This is a genomic window from Pseudomonas sp. KK18, from assembly GCF_037094675.1.
GTDB lineage: Bacteria > Pseudomonadota > Gammaproteobacteria > Pseudomonadales > Pseudomonadaceae > Aquipseudomonas.
In genome coordinates, this window is sequence record NZ_CP146605.1 from 3,548,175 (window position 1) to 3,566,081 (window position 17,907).

General features: G+C 61.5%; 16 protein-coding genes. 4 read left to right on the forward strand and 12 right to left on the reverse strand.

Going from position 1 to position 17,907, the window contains the following annotated elements; genetic code table 11:
- The first annotated feature begins 9 nt into the window (after positions 1 to 9).
- The 3 genes from V6607_RS16230 to V6607_RS16240 are packed head-to-tail and all read left to right on the forward strand — an operon-like array spanning position 10 to position 3,114.
- On the forward strand, positions 10 to 1,194 hold the full coding sequence (locus V6607_RS16230) for an acetyl-CoA C-acyltransferase (RefSeq protein WP_087693007.1): 1,185 nt from the start codon (positions 10 to 12) through the stop codon (positions 1,192 to 1,194).
- A gap of 9 nt (positions 1,195 to 1,203) precedes the next feature.
- Entirely contained in the window at positions 1,204 to 2,331 is a 1,128-nt protein-coding gene (locus V6607_RS16235) for an acyl-CoA dehydrogenase (protein ID WP_008433455.1), read from the forward strand.
- Positions 2,332 to 2,340: 9 nt separating this feature from the next.
- A complete protein-coding gene (locus V6607_RS16240) occupies positions 2,341 to 3,114 on the forward strand; it encodes an enoyl-CoA hydratase (RefSeq protein ID WP_003217608.1) in 774 nt (257 codons plus the stop codon).
- A gap of 141 nt (positions 3,115 to 3,255) precedes the next feature.
- On the opposite strand, the gene V6607_RS16245 is transcribed toward V6607_RS16240, so the two are convergent.
- The 12 genes from V6607_RS16245 to arnC all read right to left on the reverse strand — a co-directional run bounded on the left by V6607_RS16245 (position 3,256) and on the right by arnC (position 16,547).
- Positions 3,256 to 4,407 (reverse strand): acyl-CoA dehydrogenase family protein, encoded by a 1,152-nt coding sequence (locus tag V6607_RS16245; RefSeq protein ID WP_134326621.1) that lies wholly within the window; start codon positions 4,405 to 4,407, stop codon positions 3,256 to 3,258.
- A gap of 3 nt (positions 4,408 to 4,410) precedes the next feature.
- Positions 4,411 to 5,514 (reverse strand): enoyl-CoA hydratase/isomerase family protein, encoded by a 1,104-nt coding sequence (locus tag V6607_RS16250; protein WP_008433451.1) that lies wholly within the window; start codon positions 5,512 to 5,514, stop codon positions 4,411 to 4,413.
- A 124-nt stretch (positions 5,515 to 5,638) separates the two neighbouring features.
- Positions 5,639 to 6,355 (reverse strand): HPP family protein, encoded by a 717-nt coding sequence (locus V6607_RS16255; RefSeq protein WP_102369056.1) that lies wholly within the window; start codon positions 6,353 to 6,355, stop codon positions 5,639 to 5,641.
- Positions 6,356 to 6,531: 176 nt separating this feature from the next.
- A complete protein-coding gene (locus V6607_RS16260; protein ID WP_256344058.1) occupies positions 6,532 to 6,711 on the reverse strand; it encodes a type VI secretion system contractile sheath small subunit in 180 nt (59 codons plus the stop codon).
- Positions 6,712 to 7,232: 521 nt separating this feature from the next.
- The gene (locus tag V6607_RS16265; protein WP_134326622.1) at positions 7,233 to 8,855 is read right to left on the reverse strand and encodes a phospholipid carrier-dependent glycosyltransferase; all 1,623 of its coding nucleotides are present in this window, start codon (positions 8,853 to 8,855) and stop codon (positions 7,233 to 7,235) included.
- A gap of 3 nt (positions 8,856 to 8,858) precedes the next feature.
- A complete protein-coding gene (locus tag V6607_RS16270; protein ID WP_003217621.1) occupies positions 8,859 to 10,238 on the reverse strand; it encodes a UDP-glucose/GDP-mannose dehydrogenase family protein in 1,380 nt (459 codons plus the stop codon).
- Positions 10,235 to 10,648: a 4-amino-4-deoxy-L-arabinose-phosphoundecaprenol flippase subunit ArnF gene (arnF, locus tag V6607_RS16275; RefSeq protein ID WP_134326623.1), complete on the reverse strand. Its 414-nt coding sequence runs from the start codon at positions 10,646 to 10,648 to the stop codon at positions 10,235 to 10,237. Before arnF ends, V6607_RS16270 begins: the two co-directional genes overlap by 4 nt.
- The gene (arnE, locus tag V6607_RS16280) at positions 10,645 to 10,992 is read right to left on the reverse strand and encodes a 4-amino-4-deoxy-L-arabinose-phosphoundecaprenol flippase subunit ArnE (protein ID WP_087693002.1); all 348 of its coding nucleotides are present in this window, start codon (positions 10,990 to 10,992) and stop codon (positions 10,645 to 10,647) included. Before arnE ends, arnF begins: the two co-directional genes overlap by 4 nt.
- A complete protein-coding gene (gene arnT, locus V6607_RS16285) occupies positions 10,989 to 12,644 on the reverse strand; it encodes a lipid IV(A) 4-amino-4-deoxy-L-arabinosyltransferase (RefSeq protein ID WP_023658827.1) in 1,656 nt (551 codons plus the stop codon). Before arnT ends, arnE begins: the two co-directional genes overlap by 4 nt.
- Positions 12,641 to 13,525, reverse strand: coding sequence for a 4-deoxy-4-formamido-L-arabinose-phosphoundecaprenol deformylase (arnD, locus tag V6607_RS16290; protein WP_023658828.1), 885 nt, complete (start codon positions 13,523 to 13,525; stop codon positions 12,641 to 12,643). The genes arnT and arnD overlap by 4 nt, the downstream gene beginning before the upstream one ends.
- Entirely contained in the window at positions 13,525 to 15,516 is a 1,992-nt protein-coding gene (gene arnA / locus V6607_RS16295) for a bifunctional UDP-4-amino-4-deoxy-L-arabinose formyltransferase/UDP-glucuronic acid oxidase ArnA (protein WP_102604346.1), read from the reverse strand. The genes arnD and arnA overlap by 1 nt, the downstream gene beginning before the upstream one ends.
- Positions 15,513 to 16,547 (reverse strand): undecaprenyl-phosphate 4-deoxy-4-formamido-L-arabinose transferase, encoded by a 1,035-nt coding sequence (arnC, locus tag V6607_RS16300; protein ID WP_008433430.1) that lies wholly within the window; start codon positions 16,545 to 16,547, stop codon positions 15,513 to 15,515. The genes arnA and arnC overlap by 4 nt, the downstream gene beginning before the upstream one ends.
- A 469-nt stretch (positions 16,548 to 17,016) precedes the next feature.
- Between arnC and V6607_RS16305 the strand changes: the two genes are divergently transcribed.
- Entirely contained in the window at positions 17,017 to 17,805 is a 789-nt protein-coding gene (locus V6607_RS16305; RefSeq protein WP_023658829.1) for a hypothetical protein, read from the forward strand.
- Positions 17,806 to 17,907: the final 102 nt, after the last annotated feature.

The following is a 17,907-nucleotide window of genomic DNA, read 5'->3' on the forward strand; positions in this document are numbered from 1 at the left end:
GAGATTTTCATGACTGATCCAATCGTTATTGTCAGCGCGGTACGCACCCCGATGGGCGGGTTCCAGGGCGATCTCAAAGGCCTCACCGCTCCGCAACTGGGCGCTGCGGCGATTCGTGCAGCGGTCGAACGCGCCGGTATCGCTTCCGATGCCGTGGATGAAGTGCTGTTCGGTTGCGTGCTGCCCGCCGGCCTCGGCCAGGCGCCGGCACGCCAGGCGGCGCTGGGTGCTGGCCTGGACAAGTCCACGCGCTGCACCACCCTCAACAAGATGTGCGGCTCGGGCATGGAAGCCACGATCCTGGCCCATGACGCGTTGCTGGCAGGCAGCGTGGAGGTGGTCATCGCCGGTGGCATGGAAAGCATGTCCAACGCGCCGTACCTGCTGGACCGTGCCCGCAGCGGCTATCGCATGGGCCACGGCCGGGTGCTCGACCACATGTTCCTCGACGGCCTTGAAGACGCCTACGACAAGGGCCGCCTGATGGGCACCTTTGCCGAGGACTGCGCCGAGCACAACGGCTTTTCCCGCGAGGCCCAGGACGCGTTCGCGATTGCGTCCCTGACCCGTGCGCAACAGGCGATCACCGACGGCAACTTCATCGCCGAAATCGTCCCGGTGCAGGTCACCGTGGGCAAGGAACAGAAAACCATCATCCACGACGAACAGCCGCCGAAAGCCAAGCTGGACAAGATCGCCACCCTGAAGCCGGCCTTCCGTGAAGGCGGCACGGTGACGGCAGCCAACTCCAGTTCGATTTCCGACGGTGCGGCGGCGCTGCTGCTGATGCGCCAGTCCGAAGCGCACAAGCGCGGGCTCAAGCCTCTGGCGGTGATCCATGGCCACGCGGCGTTTGCCGATGAGCCTGGCCTGTTCCCGGTAGCGCCGGTGGGGGCGATCCGCAAGCTGATGAGCAAGACCGGCTGGAACCTCGACGAAGTCGACCTGTTTGAAATCAACGAAGCCTTTGCCGTGGTCAGCCTGGTGACCATGAGCAAGCTGGAGATTCCCCACAGCAAGGTCAACATCCACGGCGGTGCCTGTGCCCTGGGCCATCCGATTGGCGCGTCCGGCGCGCGGATCCTGGTGACCCTGCTTTCGGCCCTGCGCCAGAAAGGCCTCAAGCGCGGCGTTGCAGCGATCTGCATCGGCGGCGGTGAAGCCACGGCCATGGCCGTTGAATGCCTGTACTAAGGAACACCTATGCTACCGAATGACGAACAACTGCAAATCAGCGAAGCCGCCCGGCAATTTGCCCAGGAACGCCTTAAACCGTTCGCTGCCGAGTGGGACCGCGAGCATCGCTTTCCCAAGGAAGCCATTGGTGAAATGGCCGAGCTGGGCTTTTTCGGCATGCTGGTCCCGGAGCAATGGGGCGGCTGTGATACCGGCTACCTGGCCTACGCCATGGCCCTGGAAGAGATCGCTGCCGGGGACGGCGCCTGCTCGACCATCATGAGCGTGCACAACTCCGTGGGCTGCGTGCCGATCCTCAAGTTCGGCAATGATCAACAGCGCGAGCAGTTCCTCAAGCCCCTGGCCAGTGGTGCGATGCTCGGTGCGTTTGCCTTGACCGAGCCCCAGGCCGGTTCCGACGCCAGCGGCCTGAAAACCCGTGCCCGGCTGGAGGGCGATCACTACGTCTTGAATGGCTGCAAGCAGTTCATCACCTCCGGGCAAAACGCCGGGATCGTGATTGTGTTTGCAGTCACCGATCCGGCTGCCGGCAAACGCGGCATCAGCGCCTTTATCGTGCCCACCGACTCGCCGGGCTACAGCGTCGCGCGGGTCGAGGACAAGCTCGGCCAGCATGCTTCCGACACCTGCCAGATCCTGTTTGAGGATGTGAAGGTGCCGGTGGCCAATCGTTTGGGCGAGGAGGGCGAAGGCTACCGGATCGCCCTGGCCAACCTCGAAGGCGGGCGTGTCGGCATTGCTTCGCAAGCGGTAGGCATGGCACGGGCGGCGTTTGAGGCGGCCCGGGACTACGCCCGCGAGCGGGAAAGCTTTGGCAAGCCGATCATCGAGCACCAGGCCGTGGCCTTCCGCCTGGCGGACATGGCGACGCAAATCGCCGTGGCGCGGCAGATGGTGCATTACGCCGCCGCCCTGCGTGACAGCGGCAAGCCGGCGCTGGTGGAAGCGTCCATGGCCAAGCTGTTTGCTTCGGAAATGGCCGAAAAGGTCTGCTCGGCAGCCTTGCAAACCCTCGGCGGTTACGGTTACCTGAGCGACTTTCCCCTGGAGCGGATCTACCGCGATGTGCGGGTCTGCCAGATTTACGAAGGCACCAGCGATATTCAACGCATGGTCATTTCACGCAATCTCTGAGGAGTCTCTATGAGTTACGAAAGCATTTTGCTGGACGTGCAGGGCCGGGTCGGGCTGATCACCCTCAATCGCCCGCAAGCGCTGAACGCCCTGAACGCGCAGCTGGTCAGCGAGCTGAACCAGGCGCTGGACAGCCTGGAAGCCAACCCGGAAATCGGCTGCATCGTGCTAACCGGCTCGAAAAAAGCCTTTGCCGCCGGTGCCGACATCAAGGAAATGGCCGAGCTGACCTATCCGCAGATCTACCTCGACGACCTGTTCAGCGACAGCGATCGCGTGGCCAACCGCCGCAAGCCGATCATCGCGGCGGTCAACGGGTTTGCCCTGGGTGGCGGCTGTGAACTGGCCTTGATGTGCGACTTCATCCTGGCGGGTGACAACGCCAAGTTTGGCCAGCCGGAAATCAACCTCGGCGTGCTGCCGGGCATGGGCGGCACCCAGCGCCTGACCCGCGCCGTGGGCAAGGCCAAGGCCATGGAAATGTGCCTGACCGGGCGCTTTATCGATGCGGTGGAAGCCGAACGCTGCGGGATCGTCGCGCGCATCGTGCCGGCGGATGAGCTGTTGGACGAAGCATTGAAGGTCGCGACCCTGATCGCCGGCAAGTCGGTGCCCATCAGCATGATGGTCAAGGAAAGCGTGAACCGCGCGTTTGAAGTGAGCCTGTCCGAAGGCGTGCGCTTTGAGCGCCGGGTGTTCCACGCGGCGTTTGCCACACTGGATCAGAAGGAAGGCATGGCGGCGTTTGTGGCCAAGCGTGCGCCGGAGTTCAAGGACAAGTAAACACTGTCCTGAAACGCTGAAGATCAAAAAATGTGGGAGCAGGCTTGCTCGCGAGGGCGGTGTTACAGTCACCCGATGTATTGACTGATCCACCGCCTTCGCGAGCAAGCCCGCTCCCACATGGGTTATGCGAAATACCTGTTACAGCTGGTAGTTTTTCAATTCTCTGGCAATCACCATCCGCTGAATCTCGCTGGTGCCCTCGTAAATCTGGGTAATCCGCGCATCCCGGTAGTAACGCTCCACCGGGTAGTCCTCCAGATAGCCATAACCCCCATGAATCTGCATGGCTGAAGAGCACACCTTCTCGGCCATTTCCGAGGCAAACAGCTTGGCCTGGGAGGCCTCCGACAGGCATGGCTTGCCCGCACTGCGCAATCGGGCGGCATGCAGGATCAGCAGGCGCGCCGCATTCAGGCGGGTTTGCATGTCGGCCAGCAAGTTGGCCACGCTCTGGTGCTCGATGATCGCCTTGTCGAACTGCACCCGGTCACGGGCATAGGCCAGCGCGGCCTCAAAGGCGGCACGGGCGATACCCAGCGCCTGGGCGGCAATCCCGATGCGTCCGCCTTCGAGGTTGGACAGGGCGATGGCCAGGCCCTTGCCGCGTTCACCCAGCAGGTTGGCTTCCGGTACGGTGCACTGGTTGAGGGTGACGGCACAGGTGTCGGAGGCACGAATGCCCATCTTGTGTTCGGTACGGTCCACCGCGAAGCCCGGGGTGTTGGTCGGCACCAGGAACGCCGAGATGCCTTTCTTGCCCAGCTCCGGGTCGGTCACTGCAAATACGATCGCCAGCTTGGCGCGCTTGCCGTTGCTGACAAACTGCTTGGCGCCGTTGATCACCCACTGGCCGTCCCGCAGTTCGGCACGGGTGCGCAGGTTGTGCGCTTCGGAACCGGCCTGGGGTTCGGTAAGGCAGAAGCAACCGATGGCCTGGCCGCTGGCCAGTTCCGCCAGCCAGGTTTCCTTTTGTGCTTGTGAGCCGTAGTTGAGGATTGGCCCGCAACCCACTGAATTATGGATACTCATCAGTGCGCCGGTAGCGCCGTCGCCAGCGGAAATCTCTTCCACTGCCAGGGCGTAGGCCACGTAGTCGACGTAGGTGCCGCCCCATTCTTCAGGCACCACCATGCCCAGCAAACCCAACTCGCCCATCTTGGCGACCAGGGCATCGTCGATCCAGCCGGCCTTTTCCCAAGCCTGGGCGTGGGGGGCGATTTCGCCACGGGCAAAGTCCCGCGCCATGTCGCGGATCATCACTTGTTCTTCTGTAAATTCAATATCTTGCATGATTTAGTTCCCGTTCTTGTCGAAGTCGCGGAAGAAGCTTTCGACATGATCAGCCTCCAACGCCTGCAGGGTTGGAGGGTTCCAGCGAGGGGTTTTGTCCTTGTCGATCAGCAGGGCGCGGACGCCTTCGATCAGGTCGCCACGGGCAAACCATTGGCGGTCCAGGTGCAGTTCCAGGGCAAAGCACTGCTCCAGCGGCAGGTGGCGCCCGCGACGCAGCATCTGCAGGGTCACGGCCATGGCCAGAGGGGAGCGCGTCTGCATCAGGCTGGCGGTGGTCAATGCCCAGTCATGGCTGTCGGCGACGGTGACTTGCTGCAATTGCTCAACGATGCTCGGCACGTCCGGCAAGGCAAAGAAGTGATCGATGGCTGGGCGTAGCGCCGCCAGAGGGGCGTCGGGCAATTGTTGCACCGCGAGGCTGGCCAGCAGGCCTTGCAGGTCCTTGAGGGGAGAATCGTGCCATTCCAGGCGGTCCAGGCGCTGGTCGAGGTCGGCGAGCCGGGTGCTGTCGAGGTACCAGTCCGCCAGGCCGCAATACAGGGCGTCGGCGGCACGAATCTGCACGCCGGTCACCCCGAGGTAGATCCCCAGTTCCCCGGAAATGCGCGGCAGGAAATAGCTGCCGCCCACGTCAGGGAAATACCCGATCGCCACCTCGGGCATTGCCAGGCGGCTGCGGTCGGTGACCACCCGCAGGTCGGCGCCTTGCACCAGGCCCATGCCACCGCCAAGGACGAAGCCGTCCATCAGTGCCAGGACCGGTTTGCGATAGTTGTGAATGGCGAGGTCGAGGGCGTATTCCTCGACGAAGAAGTCTTCGTGGAGGGTGTCGCCGCTCTTGAAGCTGTCGTACAGCGAGCGAATGTCGCCGCCGGCGCAGAAGGCTTTTTCACCGGCACCGCGCAACACCACGGCATGCACCTGGGGATCGTCCGCCCACGCCTGCAAATGCCGGCTGAGGCTGCGGACCATGTCCAGGGTGAGGGCGTTAAGGCCTGCGGGGCGATTGAGGGTCAGGTGGCCAATATGGTTGCGTACGTGCGCCAGGACCTCGTCTTGCACAATCCCGGCGCTGCTTGCCTCGGATGAAACCTGAGCAGTCATCTCTAACTCCCTGCTTTTATTGTTCTTTATCAAGATGTTCGCGGGCGAACCATCTCGCGATCGTACCAGTGCAAATTTGCCCAGTACAAGTCGGAATCATGCAGGTCGTTTTTGCATTTTTGCCTTATGGAGGAGGCTGGCCCTGGTGCTGGAAAACCGCGCCGATGGTGCGCCGCCGGGCATACCGCTCGCTGGCCTGGATCAGCTCTTCCAGTTCCTGCGGGGTAACGTCCAGGAACTGCTCGCGCTCGGCGAGGGCCTGCTTGAGGTCCTCGGCGCTGATCCCGGGGTTTTCGGTGGCGATTGGCATAAAGATCGGCGCAGCCGGTTCGCGGGTGCCCTTGGGGTAACGCGTGCGCGTGGCGTTGTTGTAGGCCAGCGCGCAGGCCAACAAGGCCGTGGCGCCCAGCATGACTGCGGCAAGTTCGTGCCAGCCCATGGCAATCGAGGCGGGGTCAGCCAGCACCAGGCTCATGGCCAGGCCGCCCGCCGGTGGATGCAGGCAGCGCAGCCAGCAGATCAGGATCACGGTCATCCCGGCAGCCAGGCATGCGCTGCCCAGCGTTCGGCCCAATACCCGGGCCACCAGCAGCGCAACGATCCCGGCACACAGGTAGCTGCCGATGATCGACCAGGGCTGGGCCAGCGCGCCGGAGGATACGGCAAACAGCAGCACCGCCGAGGCTCCCAGCGGGCCTATCAGGTGCAGGGCCACCTCGGTGCCGAACACCTGGGCGCACACCCAGACGCTGAACAGTGTGCCCAGGGCCATGCCGATGGCGGCACGACTCCATTCGGCAGGGCGGGTATTGATGGCAGCGGGTAACCAGCGAGCGAGCATTGACAGACGATCCGTGAAAAGCGGGCGAAAAAAAAGGCTTGCCTGGTTTCCCGGAAAAGCCCTTTAAAGAAGTTCCTGCATTTGGGGGAGGAACCTGCGCAGTGTGCCAATCGATGAAGACTGCTGCCAATGCATATTAATGCAGGTCAAGTGCAGTATTTTTGCAGTAAAACGTGTCAGCCAAACGGTATCAGGCGGGTTGGCGGTGGCATGGGGTTGCTGATCTTGCCCAGCACACGGTCATCGGTTTCCTCGTTGATCAGCAGGTTTTGTACATTTTCCCGCAGCGATGGATTGTTGGCCAATGGCCCCTTGAGCACCACCAGTGCATCACGCAGTTCCATGAGCCGATCCAGTTTTGGCAGCGGGATGTAACCCGCATTGACTCTGTCGCGGGACAAAGGCGCGACAGCGTCAGAGGTTGAGGGGTCGGGCAATCGACGGTCGGACACAAAACATTCCTCTAAATGAAATAAACGGCAGCGCTGAATGCTGTTTAAAACGTCTTTATTGTTATTTCGACTGTTCGTTTAAGCGGGGCATGTCTTGATTGATGGCTTGCTGCTACGTTCGTCGAGTTTCTTTCGAAAGTAACAGGAATGCCTTACACCGCACCTTTGGAACTTCTGAAAATAGTTAAAAGGTATTAAATAATTAACTCGCTTGGCAGGCGAGTCTACAGTCGAGGGCTAGGGGCGGGAAGAGGGCGTCTTATCGGTAGCAGCGTATAGATGCGTAGGATGTTTCTCGATAGTTGCTACGCTAAAAGTTTCGAAGTTGAAGGGGCAAAGAAGTTTCTTACATACACTTGGATTTATAACTACTGAATGTACTGGCGCGGGATAAGCGGTTGGTTCCGCTTATCCCGCGCCCTGTATCAAGGTTGTGCGGGTTTGATCAAATGCAGCAGTACGTAGGGGTTCTTGTCGAACTGGCCGGTCAGTACCGGCTGCAGTGAACGAAAACGCGGGTCGCTCAACGCTTCATAGTCCGACTGGCTCATGATCAGCCATGCAGGAGCCTGGATCGGCGCCAGGTCGGCAGGCAACTGGGTAAACAACGGCACCCGGTCGCAATCGAGGTTGACCATGAACTTGATGGCTTTTGCGTCCTTGCCGAGTGCGTGCAATACCAGCGGCGCCGGTTGTTGCTGGGTCAGCGCATGGGCCTGGAGGGTAAAGGTGCGCGTGTCATACAACCGGCGCTCCAGCGGCTCGACCATCACGATATACGCCAGCCACACCGCCAATACCGCGGCGAAGGCCGGGCCCACGTAGCGAAGCCGCCGGTTGAACAGCAAGCCCAGTGCCAGCACCTGGATCGCGATCAGGATCCCGAACACCGGATTGAGGCTGCCAATCTGCTCGGGGAAGCGGTGACGCGCCACGAACAAGCCTGCGATCAGCAGCCCCGGAATGACCGTCCACAACCCCAGCATCAGCCAGCGCAGCCCGGCGAACAGTCTGCCTCGCGACACCTGGAACGGGTACGCGGCGATGATTGCCGCCAGGGGCAGCATCGGCAGCACATAGCGCGCTTTTTTTGCTTGGGGCACAGACAAGCCGATCATCACGATCAAGCCTGCAGCGAGGCAGTACAACACCAGCTTCAGCGCCGGGCCCTTGTCCTCCCGGCCACCGGCGACAATCGCAACCAGCGCGAGTATTGCCAGCGGATACGCCGGTGCGTAGTTGCCCAGCGAACTGCTGAAATAATACAGCGCGCTGCCGGAGCCTTCGGTGCCATCCATGCGACCCAGGAACTGCATGCGGATTACGTCCTGCATGAACGTTTCACCGCCACTGAGCTTGGCCAGCAGCAACAGCAGGCCCACGCACGCCGCCAGTAACGCCAACGCCAGCAGGCCGAAACTGAACAGCTGGCGCCATTGCCGGTTGATCAGGTAATAGCTGCACAGCATGCCGGTGGGAATGACCAGGCCAATCGGTCCACGGATTGCAAACCCCAGGATCAGCAGCGCAAACAGCCAGTGCAGGCGCTTGGCGGCGCCGAAGTGGTCATGGGCATAACCCAGGTAAAACACCGCCAGGGCCACGGCAGCCAACATCTGGTCGAGGGACACCGCGCGGGTTTCGCTGATGAAGGTGCTGCTGAGCAGCATCACCGCGATGCTCAGCAGCGCCCAGCGCCGGGAGTAGGGCGCCGTCAGCCGGTAGACCAGCACCACGAGCAGCGCCGAAGCGATGGCCGTGGGCAGCCAGGCCGTCAGGCTGGTGACCTGCCCCAGGGGCAGGGACAGCAGCCAGGTCATCAGCGTCGAGGTGGCCAGGTAATCGGCATAAGGTTGCCCGTACGTCGTCGGGAAGAACCCCGGCCCATGGCGCAGCATCTCCTGGGCGAACAGCACGAAGCGCGAATCAAAGCCGATGATTGCCTGGTTCCAGTTGCCTGCGATAAACAGGGCCAGTGCCAGCAGCCCCAGCACCCATGAGTGTCGGCGGATCGTCGGGCTGAGCAGGGGCGGATGAACTTTGTCCACGTCTTAGGCTTCCTCGGCCTGAGGCACCCAGTTTTGCTGGGGGATCGGCAAATTGCAGGAATCGCCACGGCCCATCGGGAAGTACTGGATGCCTTTGCGCGCCAGGCGTTCGCCGTCGTACAGGTTGCGGCCGTCGAAGATCACCGGGGTTTTCAGGCGTTGCTGGATCAGGTCGAAATCCGGTGCCTTGAACTGTTGCCATTCGGTGCAGATGATCAAGGCGTCAGAGCCACTCAGGGTGGATTCCGGGGTGCCCATCAGCATCAGGCGCGGGTCATCACCGTAGATGCGCTGGGTTTCCTGCATGGCTTCCGGGTCAAACGCACGTACATTGGCGCCGGCGGCCCACAACGCTTCCATCAGCACCCGGCTTGGCGCATCGCGCATGTCGTCGGTGTTGGGCTTGAACGCCAGGCCCCACAAGGCGAAGGTCTTGCCACGCAGGTCGCCCTTGAAGAACGCGTTGGCGCGCTCGAACAGCTTGCTCTTCTGGCGCTGGTTGATGGCTTCCACGGCTTCCAGCAGGTCGCTGGAGCAGTTGGCGGCCTTGGCGCTGTGGATCAGGGCGCGCATGTCCTTGGGGAAACACGAGCCGCCATAACCGCAACCTGGGTAGATGAAGTGGTAGCCGATACGCGAGTCGGCACCAATGCCCAGGCGCACGGCTTCGATGTCGGCGCCCAGGTGTTCGGCCAGTTCGGCGATCTGGTTGATAAAGCTGATCTTGGTTGCCAGCATGCAGTTGGCGGCGTACTTGGTCAGTTCGGCGCTGCGCAGGTCCATGAAGATGATGCGGTCGTGGTTGCGGTTGAACGGTGCATACAACTCACGCATCACCTCGCGCACTTCCTCACGTTCGCAGCCGATGACGATCCGGTCCGGGCGGCGGCAGTCGGCAACGGCCGAGCCTTCCTTGAGGAATTCCGGGTTGGAGACGATATCGAACTCCAGGTGGCGGCCGGCAATGCGCAGGGCTTTTTCCATGTGCGCACGCAAAGTGTCGCCAGTGCCTACAGGTACGGTGGATTTTTCCACGAGGATCACCGGGTCGATACGGTGGCGAGCCACTGCATCGCCCACGGACAGCACGTATTTCAGGTCGGCCGAGCCGTCTTCGTCCGAAGGGGTACCCACGGCGATGAACAGCACTTCGCCGTGTTCGACCGCGAGTTTTTCGTCATAGGTAAACGTCAGGCGTCCGCCTTCGAGGTTTTCCTTGACCATGGCCGCCAGGCCCGGCTCGAAAATGCTCACATGGCCCTGTTGCAGCAACTTGACCTTTTTCTCGTCAACGTCCATGCAGATGACATCGTGGCCGACTTCGGCCAACACGGTGGCCTGTACGAGACCGACGTAACCGCTACCAAATACACTGATTTTCATGGGGCATTCCTGGGACTTGTGGTGCTAGCACGACGAGAGTTGATAGTCAGGACTCCGAGAATGACCAAGGCCACTCCCGCAGTTTTTGAAAGCGAAAAATGTTCGTTGAACACCGGCAGGCTGGCGGCCAGCAGGTAGACCAATGCGTAGCTGATGCTGAGCAGCGAATAGGCGCGGCCCAGCGGCAGGTCTTTGAGCGCGCCGAGCCAGCAGAGCATCGACAGGGCATAGGCGATGATCGCCAGGATCACCACGCCCAGTGCGCCGAGGTCGATGGCACCCGTGTTGAGTGCTGTCAGCCATTCAGCAGGCAGTGGCAGGCGCGTCATGCTCCAGCGCATGCCCAACTGCGCACCGCTGACCAGTGCCACGCTGCCCAGGGCCAGGGCAAAACCGCGAGCGCGACTCATACCTGGCGCCCCAGCAGCACCACACCGGCAATCACCAGCAGCACGCCGAACCAGTGGCGACCATCGATGTGTTCATGGAACACAAAGCGCGCCACCAGGGTGACCAATACAAAGTTGAGGCTCAGCATCGGGTAGGCGATACCGACTTCCAGGCGTTGCAACACCAGCAGCCACACCAGCAAACCCAGGCCCAGGCACACCAGCGCCGACCACAGCCACGGCGAGCGCAGCTTCGGGGCCCAACCGTCGGGCTGGTCACGCCAGCCTTCCACGGCAAACTTCTGGGACACCTGGCCCATGCAGGTCAGCAGGCAGGCACCTAACAACAGCAGCAGAGTGGTCATGGCGCGCTCTGCGGGAAGATCAGAATCACGATATTGCCCTGCTCGTAACGCTTGCCGTCTTTGGGCAGCAGGTCCACTTCCTGGCGCTCGTCGTCACCCTTGACCCGCATCACCACGCCCACCGAGCCTTGCTTGCGCGCCTCGCTCATCCATTGCTGGACGCTGGCGGCATCGATCTTGCGGTAAGCGGTGTCCGGGAAGGCGATGCCGTATTTCACTTCGCCAACGGTGTTGTAGAGCATCACTTCAGGACGCTGCAGGCGCCATGACAAGGCCGATGCGGCGCCGAGGTCGTTGCTCAGCAATGCAGTGGTCGGCTGCAGCTCCTGGAGGTGGTCGATGATGAACTGGTCGGGGGTCTTGTTATAAACCACCGAGTGCGGCAACGCGGCCGGCACCAGCGCCACCAGCAACCAGCTGCCCATCACCGGTGCGGCCCACATGTGCAACGGGCGGGCGGCTTGCAGCAGGTTGGCGATGATCCAGCCGAACAGGAAGATGAACACCAGCACCAGGCTGAGTGTTTCCTGGCCGTGCTCGTACACCGGTTTTTTCAGCTGGAACCAGGTCAGGGCCAGCAACGCCAATACGCCAATGACCAGATTCACCCAGCCGTTGATGCGCAGTACGCGGCCACGGGCCTGGGCCAGTTTGTCGGCGAGGGTATGCCCCATCAGCAGCGCCAGTGGCAGCAGGCACGGCATGATGTACGACGGCAGCTTGCCCTTGGCCAGGCTGAAGAACGCCAGCGGCATCAGTAGCCACAGCAGCAGGAAGGCGACCTTGCTGTTGCGTTTTTCCAGCCATGCCTGCTTCACGGTGGACGGCAGCAACGCCATCCACGGCAGGGTGAACGCAACCATCAGCGGCAGGTAATACCAGAAGGGCTCGGAGTGCTGGGCGTCGTCGCCGGCAAAGCGCTGGATGTGCTCGTGCCAGAAGAAGAAATTCCAGTAGTCCGGTTCCTGGGCATGCACCATCAGCGCCCAGGGCAGGCTCACGACAATCGCCACCACCACGGCCACCAGGCCATAGGTGAGCAGTTCACGAATGCGTTTTTGCCAGAGCACGTAGGGCAGGGCGATCAGCACCGGCAGCAACCAGGCAAGGAAACCCTTGGTCATGAACCCCATGCCGCAGGCGAACCCGAGCAAGGCCCACGACCACAGCCGGCCGCGGGTGGTGGTGCTATCGAAGCAGAACCACAGCGCCGCCCCGGTCAGGTTGACCCAGAAGGTAAACTGCGGGTCGAGGTTGGCATAGCCCGCCAGGAACGCGACGCTGACAAAACTCATGTACAGCACGGCGCTGACCAGGCTCTTGCGCGGGTCGTTCCACAAACGCCGGGCCACGAAATACACCAGCAGGATGCTCAAGCCAGTGCTCAAGGCCGAGGCAAAACGCACGCCGAACAGGTTCTGCCCGAAAATCGCCTGGCCCAGCGCGATCATCCAGTAACCGGCCGCCGGTTTCTCGAAGTAGCGAATCCCCATGAAGTGTGGCGAGGCCCATTTGCCGGTCAGCAGCATTTCCTGGCTGATCTGTGCATAGCGGGTTTCGTCGGGAATCCACAGCCCGTGGGTGGCCAACGGGATCAGGTAGAACACCCCGAAGGCCAGCAGGAGCAGGGGCAGGGCCCAGCGCCGGATCATGCCTTTTGCACTCCGAGCCAGCCTTCACGGCCGCTCAACGCACCACGCACCAGCTGTTGCTGGGGCAGGGTGGTGAGGTCGGCGGGCAACAGGTCGCCCAACGGTTTGAACGCGATGCCGCGCTGCCCTGCCTGGGCGAGCAACTGGCGAAAATCATTGGCCATCAGAATCCCTTCTACTTCTGCGTGGATCGTATAGACGTTGAGCTTCGACGGCTTGAAGCGGTCGAGGATGTAGCTATTGAAATCCTTGGCGGCCACCACCGGGCCCACGACTTCGTCGAAGGTCGGCATGTCCACCGGAATTTGTGGCGTGCCGGCACTGCCATCCGCCAGGGTTGGCCGGAACAGGCTGGTACCACGGCAATCGCTGTTGTAGCGGAAATTGAACTGTTGCTTGGCTTGCACCACGCGCTCATCGGCACGCCAGCCGGCGGCGGCTGAGCAGTCGATGGGTTCACCGAGGATGTCGCTCAAGGTGTCGACGCCACGGCGAATCTGCTCGATCAGCTGTGCATCGCTCCAGCGCCCGGTGTTGGCTTGCCAGCCGTGATGATCCCAGGCGTGCAGCCCGACTTCATGCCCGGCGGCCTTGGCCTGGCGCATCAGGTGCCCCAGGTCGCGGCCAATGGGTTTGCCCGGCCAGGCGGTGCCGGCCAGCAAAATGTCCCAGCCGTACAAACCGGCCGCGTTGGAGCGCAGCATCTTCCACAGGAACTGCGGGCGGATCAGGCGCCACAAGTGGCGCCCCATGTTGTCCGGCCCGACGCTGAAGAAGAAGGTCGCCTTGACCCCGGCTTCATCAAGCGACTCCAACAACCTTGGCACCCCTTCACGGGTGCCTCGGTAAGTGTCGACGTCGATGCGTAGACCCGCTTGCATCAACGCTTGTCCGCGATTTCGAGCATGGCTTCACGCAGGAAGAAATCCAGAGTGTTGCCGATGGTTTCGCTCATCTCCACGGTAGGCTCCCAGTTCAGCAGGCGCTTGGCGTTGTCGATGCTTGGCTTGCGGTGCGCCACGTCCTGGTAACCGGTGCCGTAGAACGCCTTGCTCTCTACGTCGCGGAAACCGGCAAACGGAGGGAAGTTGCTGCGCAGCGGGTGAGCTTCGAACTGACGCAGCAGTTCTTCTCCCAGCTGACGGATGCTGGCTTCGTTTTCCGGGTTGCCGATGTTGATGATCTGGCCGTTGCAGTTGTCGTTGTCGTTATCAATGATGCGCGCCAGGGCTTCGATACCGTCGGCGATGTCAGTGAAGCAACGCTTCTGCTCGCCACCGTCGAACAGACGGATCGGCGTGCCTTCCACCAGGTTCAGGATCAACTGGGTGATGGCGCGGGAGCTGCCGATACGGGCCGAATCCAGGCGGTCGAGGCGCGGGCCCATCCAGTTGAATGGACGGAACAGGGTGAACTTCAGGCCCTTGTCGCCGTAGGCCCAGATCACGCGGTCCAGCAGTTGCTTGGAGACCGAGTAGATCCAGCGCTGCTTGTTGACCGGGCCCACCACCAGGTTGGAGGTGTCTTCGTCGAAGTACTGGTCCTGGCACATGCCATACACTTCGGAGGTCGACGGGAAGATCACGCGCTTGTTGTACTTCACGCAGTAGCGAACCAGTTTCAGGTTCTCTTCGAAGTCCAGTTCAAATACGCGCAGCGGGTTGCGGGTGTATTCGATCGGGGTGGCGATGGCCACCAGCGGCAGGACCACGTCGCACTTCTTGATGTGGTACTCGATCCACTCGGAGTGGATGCTGATGTCGCCTTCCACGTAGTGGAAGTTCGGGTGACTGCGCAGGCGCTCGATGGCGTCGGAGCCGATGTCCAGGCCGTAGATTTCGTAACGGTCGTCACGCAGCAGGCGCTCGGACAGGTGGTTACCGATGAAACCGTTCACACCCAGGATCAGCACGCGGGTACGACGGGGCTTGCGGCCGGACTCGGCGCCGCGCAGTACGGAACCGTCCACCAGGCCCAGTTCATCCGCCAGGGACGGGCCGGCCAGGTACAGGCCGTTTTCGTTGCGCTGGCCGAACTTGACTACCAGGGAGTCTTCACCGCAGGCGATGCGCAGCGGGTTGACGCTGATCACTCGGCCTGGCGCCAGGCCTTCGTTGCCCTTGACGACTTCGGCGCTCCAGACGATCAGCTTGTGCTCGCCCACGGCGCAGAAGGCACCCGGGTATGGTTGGGTAACGGCGCGAACCAGGTTGAACAGCTCTTCAGCCGGTTTTTTCCAATCCAGTTTGCCGTCTGCGGCGGTGCGACGACCGAAGTAGGTGGCCTTGCTTTCGTCCTGGGCGGTTTCGGTCAGCTTGCCTTGAGCCAGTTGCGGCAGGGCATCGCGCAGCAGGTTGGTGGCGGCGTCACGCAGTTTGGCGTGCAGGGTCAGGCCGGTGTCGGTGCGCTCGATCACGACTTTCTGCTGGGCCAGGATCGCGCCGGCATCGGCACGCTTGACCATGCGGTGCAGGGTCACGCCGGTTTCGGTTTCGCCGTTCACCAGCACCCAGTTGGCCGGTGCGCGGCCACGGTACTTAGGCAGCAGGGAGCCGTGCAGGTTGAACGCGCCTTTCTTGGCGGTGGCCAGCAGGGCTTCGCTCAGCAGGTTGCGATAGTAGAACGAGAAGATGTAGTCCGGGTTCAGCTTGGCGATGCGCTCGATCCACAGCGGGTGGTTGGCGTCTTCCGGGGCGTGTACCGGGATGCCATTGCGGGCGCACAGCTGGGCGACGGAACCGTAGAAATTGTTTTCCTTGGGATCATCGGCATGGGTGAACACGGCAGCAATTTCGTAACCCGCATTGAGCAGGGCTTCAATGCCAGCACAGCCAATATCGTGGTAAGCGAAGACAACAGCTTTTGAATTCATGACGAAACCTGATCGGAAGGAGAAGTAGAGGTGTGGGAGGACGTCAGGCCGTCGACCGTAAAGGTCTCGGCCGGTGCTGCCGGTTGGTTGCGCAGCACTTTTTCGATAAAGAACCGTGGGCGGGCCCGCACATCGCTGTACATGCGGCCCAGGTATTCACCCAGGAGGCCCATGCCGATGAACTGGCCACCGGTGAACACGAACAATACGGCGAACAGCACGAACATGCCGTCGCCAGCCCAGCCGGAGCCGAAAGCGAGACGCAGCACGATCAGTGCAAAGGCGAAGAGCATGCCCAGGGCCGCCAGGCTGAAACCGACGATGCTCAACAGGCGCAATGGCGTGGTGGTCATGCAGGTCAGCAGGTCGAACATCAGGCTGATCAGGCGCATCGGGCTGTATTTGGACTCGCCGTGTTCACGCTCGGCGTGATGCACCAGGATTTCCGTGGTGTGGCGCGCAAAGCTGTTGGCCAGGATCGGGATAAAGGTGCTGCGCTCGCGGCAGGCCAGCATGGCGTCGACGATGGTGCGGCGATAAGCACGCAGCATGCAGCCGTAGTCGCTCATGGCCACGCCGGTGGAGCGTTGCACGGCGAGGTTGATCAGGCGCGACGGCCAGCGGCGAAAGGCCGAGTCCTGGCGGTTGTTGCGCACGGTGGCAACCACGTCGTAGCCCAGGGCGGCCTGTTCGACCAAACGCGGGATTTCTTCCGGCGGGTTTTGCAGGTCGGCGTCCAGGGTGATCACCACGTCGCCCCGGCAATGCTCGAAGCCGGCCATGATTGCGGCGTGCTGGCCGTAGTTGCGGTTGAGGATCACCGCCACCACGTTGCTGCCTTCGAGCGCGGCGGCGTCTTCCAGCAATTGCGCGGAGTTGTCGCGGCTGCCGTCGTCCACCAGGATGATTTCGTATTCGTAAGCCAGTTGTTTGCAGGCCGCCATGGTGCGGCGCAGCAGTTCAGGCAGGCTTTCTTGTTCGTTGTAGACCGGGATAACGATCGACACGCAATGAATTGGATAGGGTTTCAAAGATTCATTACCTCGGGGGTTAGAGCAACTTGGAGCGTAAAGACAGCAGTTATCGTCAGCCTCGGATGCCGGGCATCCGATCAAAGATAGCGTTGATTTGTGGCATTCATTCGACAGTCCTGACAGGTCACAGTGGGTCTTCCATGGCATACGTGAGTAAAGACTAAAATGCTCAAAGGTAAAGCGGAATCAACGAGTTAACCTGCAAAGTACGGTTCGTTCTCAAGTCGTGCCGCCAAGATTAAGCGCAAAAATGTTCAACGAATATGAAACGCAGATGAAAAAGTCGTTTTTTTGGCAGGTAGACAGCTAGGGTTCAGGTAAACAGCAGAAGCACGGACAACGCCGTGCCGATGAGGGGAGAAGGGGCGGTAGCCTTTTTCTTCACGCGGGCAGGTTCCTGAAGAATCTTCTCTGCAATGCCACGCAAGTGCCGGTAAAGTAAGCCATCTCTTGCCAGGGCAGTCGGATGAATAGCGTGCAGCGTTTACGGCCAATGTTGATGGTGTTGTTGATGACGGTGGCCTGGGCCACGAGTGTGCGGGCCGATGACGGCGTGGCACTGACGTCCATCGACCAGGTGCCCGATGGCGTAGAAGTGCGGGGTAAACAGGTCGGCGCCTTCGTCTGGAGCGACAAACAGGGCAAGAACCTGTTGGTACTCGCAGAGCAAGTCAGCGAACGCGACGACGACGGTGCGCAGTCGGCCTTTGTCTACGCCGCCCAGTACCTGCTCGACGGTGACCGGCCCAAGCGCCTGTGGATGCTCTACGACGACGTGCAGCATTGCGAGTTCGATGCCGGCGCGCACTTCAATAGCGACGCCACCCGGGTCACCGACCTGCTGGGCGATGGCATCAGCCAGGTCACCGTGGGGTATAGCCGCACCTGCACCAGTGACGTCAGCCCCAATGATTTCAAGCTGATCATGCACATCGGCAAGTCGCAGAAGTACCGCCTGCGTGGCATCGACCGCTATGGCGCCAGCTGGTGGGATGAAGACGCCGGCGCCCTGCAGGGCATGCCGTTGCCCAAGGATTGCAGCATCGCCGCCCAACAGGCGCTGGTCAGCCAGTACAAGGAGCAGGGTACCGAGCTGCCGCTTCCTGGCTGTTACGGCGACGAAGAAGATTTTGCCAAGGCGCCCAAACCGTACCTGGAGTTCATGCGCCAGCACTGGTTTGCCTTGATGCAGAAGCAGGACACCGACTGGAGCCAGCAGCAGACGCCAGCCCCGGCGGAAGACGATCAGGAATAGCCCCGGGGATTGACCTGCGCTAGACTCGGCGCTCGCCAATTCACTAAATATGTCGATTAAACAGATGGTTAGTCGACATATTTAATCCAAAGGCTGATCTAC